General features: G+C 61.1%; 4 protein-coding genes. 3 read left to right on the forward strand and 1 reads right to left on the reverse strand.

Going from position 1 to position 3,131, the window contains the following annotated elements; translation table 11 throughout:
- The first annotated feature begins 133 nt into the window (after positions 1-133).
- The 3 genes from HND91_RS22310 (at position 134) to HND91_RS22320 (ending at position 2,535) form a co-directional block, all read left to right on the forward strand.
- Positions 134-715, forward strand: coding sequence for a recombinase family protein (locus tag HND91_RS22310; RefSeq protein WP_181708815.1), 582 nt, complete (start codon positions 134-136; stop codon positions 713-715).
- A gap of 42 nt (positions 716-757) precedes the next feature.
- Positions 758-1,102 carry a YybH family protein gene (locus HND91_RS22315; RefSeq protein ID WP_181708816.1) on the forward strand — a complete coding sequence of 115 codons (345 nt, stop codon included), beginning with the start codon at positions 758-760 and terminating at the stop codon, positions 1,100-1,102.
- 1,079 nt (positions 1,103-2,181) lie between these two features.
- Entirely contained in the window at positions 2,182-2,535 is a 354-nt protein-coding gene (locus HND91_RS22320; RefSeq protein WP_181708817.1) for a hypothetical protein, read from the forward strand.
- A 50-nt stretch (positions 2,536-2,585) separates the two neighbouring features.
- Here HND91_RS22320 and HND91_RS22325 read toward each other — a convergent pair whose 3' ends face one another.
- Positions 2,586-2,867 (reverse strand): hypothetical protein, encoded by a 282-nt coding sequence (locus HND91_RS22325; RefSeq protein ID WP_181708818.1) that lies wholly within the window; start codon positions 2,865-2,867, stop codon positions 2,586-2,588.
- Positions 2,868-3,131 lie beyond the last annotated feature (264 nt).

The raw sequence follows: 3,131 nt of genomic DNA on the forward strand, positions 1-3,131 counted from the left end.
CCCTGTCCCTTTCATGTAAACCCAAACGGCAGTTCCGCCCGAGCCTGCTGGCCTGTTCTGATAGAGTAGGTTTCCGTCATCCGGGACGATGGCCGGAGATGGTCTAAACCCAAACGGAACAGGTGGAGGCTGAATGACGCTGATCGGCTATGCTCGTGTCTCGTCCTCGGATCAGGACTGTTCGATTCAAATCGAGACCCTTAGGGCGGCCGGGTGCGAGATCGTCCGTAGCGAACAGGTTTCCGGCACCAGCACGAAGGGCAGGACCGAACTGGCGACCGTGCTCTCGTTTCTGCGGGCCGGGGATGTGCTGGTCGTGACCCGGATCGACCGGTTGGCCCGTTCTCTCGCCGATCTGGCCAACATCGTCCGCGATCTTGAAGCCCGAGGAGTTGGCATGCGGGCAACTGAACAGCCCATCGATACGAGCACGGCCGCCGGGCGCGCATTCCTTCAGATGCTGGGTGTGTTTGCGGAGTTCGAGACGGCGATCCGGCGCGACCGCCAGATGGAGGGCATCCGCAAGGCCAAGGCCGAGGGCCGCTACATGGGTCGCAAGCCAACCATCAACGCCGACGTGATCCGGAAGCTGCGGTCCGAGGGTAAGGGCGGTGCAGAGATCGCGCGGCAACTCGGAATCGGGCGGACAAGCGTCTACCGCCTGCTCGGTCGAACGTGCGACCGTCGTAACGTAGAAGCGCGTGCTGAGGCTTGACCTTGATGAGGCCGCATCTGATTGCCGGACTGGAGAGACCTGATGGACCTTCAGGATGAGATCGACGAACTGACCCGCCGGTTCGTGAGCGCCTTCAACAGGGGCGATGCGGCTGAGGCGGCGAGCTACTACACGAGCGACGCCATCTACGCCAATCCGGGGCCGGTGGTCGCCTTCGGCCGCGAAGCGATCCGAGTAGCGTTCGAGCAGGAGTTCAGGAGCGGAGCCAGGATAACGTTCTTCGAGACGCTCCGATGCGAAGGAGACGGATCATCCGCTTGGGCTCTCCAACGGTTCCCGACCAACACGGGGGAGACGGTTCTTATGATCGCTCTGAGGCGTGAGGAAGGACGCTGGCTGATCGCGTCCGAGACCGTGACTGCTTGATGTGATCGCGACTCCGATCACTCCGGGCGCAATTCCATGCCCGGCACCCCTCCCACTCTCTTCTCCACGGCCCTCTCTGGTCGGGGCGAGCGGATGCGAGGCGCGGCCAGACGGCCGTCAGGTCGTCTCCTTGAAGCCACGAGCACCAGCGAGTGCGCTTCACGAAGACACCTCTTCTCACCGGGTGTCGTCCTCTCTCGTCTCCACGAAGTGATGTCAATCACGACGGCTGCCGTCAGAGCGGAGCGAACGAAGTGAGTGCCGTTCAGGCGAGCCGTCAGGGTGTTGCGCCCTGCGCAACCCCTTATCCAGCACGTCACCTGACCCAGCCTTCGGCCCGGTTCCCGAGTCCTCGCTTGCGCTCGTTCTCTCTCACCGTACCTTGTCCGGGTGCTGACTGGCCTTGTCACTCGCTTGCGCTCGTTCTTCACGGCCGTCAGCGACTCGCTTGTGGATTTGAAGAGATCATGGACTGAAGAAGCATGCGCTTTCTCCCCCCCCCGACCGACGAACATCCGTCAATCAGAGGGGGGTATGACACACGCCAGATGGCATGCGCTTCAACGGCCACGTAGCCACCTTTACGGCGGCGGCTGGCGGTTTCCCTGTACCAGCTTGTAGCGGCCCATCCCTGGTCATAAAGACCAAAACGGTTATCAGTTTTTAGGCTGAAGCTCGTGCACCACGCTGTTGGAACCGGTGCACGCGGACGAGGGTCAAATCGTGCAAGACGCACTCGTCCTCCTTGTGCAGTGCCTTCTTGCAAAGCGGTCCATTCAGACCCTCTGCCGAGCAGCCGTTACTCACCCAGCATTGTGCCGGTGATGTCCGTCTCGGTCGGTCGCCCTACCTCATCCCCCGGTCGTCGGCCGTAGCCTTTATTTCCCGGTTCGCGTTGCGGGGTGGAGTAGACCCCCTATAACTCCTGGGCGAACTATTCCGGCAGTATACCTGCCAAGGATGGGCCGCGTCACTAATTACGGCAGCCTTATCTCTATTTATATCAATGATTTCAACAATGATCGCGTTGGGCACGGCCTAAATAGCAGGGCACAATCGTCCCTTCGGAGCCCCGCCCCATGCACCTTGAACACTACCTCGCTCGCTATGAAGCCCTGACAGACGCCGCCGAGCAGATCAATCTGCCCAACCACGGACTGGCCTTCGACGCCGAGTTCCTCGGCCATGCTATCGCTTTCGACACGAACGAGGACCGCACCGCCGTTGCTCTCGCCGTCCCGCAGTTCATGTCTCTCGGAGAACGCTGCATCGTCATTAGCCAGTCAAACGCAGAGCACGCTATCGAGCAGATCGGCTGTGGGGAGCGTTGCCAGATGCTCGACTGCATCGCCGTCCGGATGCCGCTCGTGAACGATCACCATCGGCTATTCGCCAAGCTGACTGCTCTCGGAGAGCCGGTCGTGATCGTGTGAGGTTGACGATGTCCGAGAGCGTGGGTCGGACGCTCTGGCTGTCGGTGCTGTCACAGACCGAGCTTTAGGACCATCTGATCCTCAGAGGAGCCCACGCGGAACATAACCTCAATACCTCCGCTCTGGGTCTCGTCCCACGTATGGCTCTTGACCTGAACACCCAGACCAATCGCGGCCGCGACCACCTGTTCAACGAGGCACTGCTTGGCGAGCGAACTTGCATCAAAAGGGTGAGTGTAGCCGCCAAGAGCAGCAGCACGGCTGATTGCCCGGCTCTCACGCACCACGGCGCTGGACGGAATTAGGTGGCGGTAGGGAAGGAAGGACTGCATCTGGAACTCCGGATTAGAACAGCCCCAAAGATACCGAACCGCCGTCCCAGAAGTCGAAATCAAAGCGCGCCTTCCCGAAACCAACGAGCGTTCCGGCACCACCTAGCGGCGCAAGGGCCGAGCGGTTAGAGGCTACGCGCCATGAAACAGCCCGTAGAACAAGACCGTCTTGTGTCCTCGCCCGGTCCGACGTAAGCCCTTGAATCAACAGAGCCGCACGTCAGACCACGGCATCGGAAATGGCGTCACACCCTGTCGGGTGCG

Origin of the sequence: Chthonobacter rhizosphaerae (assembly GCF_013839525.1) — a bacterium.
Lineage (GTDB): Bacteria > Pseudomonadota > Alphaproteobacteria > Rhizobiales > Pleomorphomonadaceae > Chthonobacter > Chthonobacter rhizosphaerae.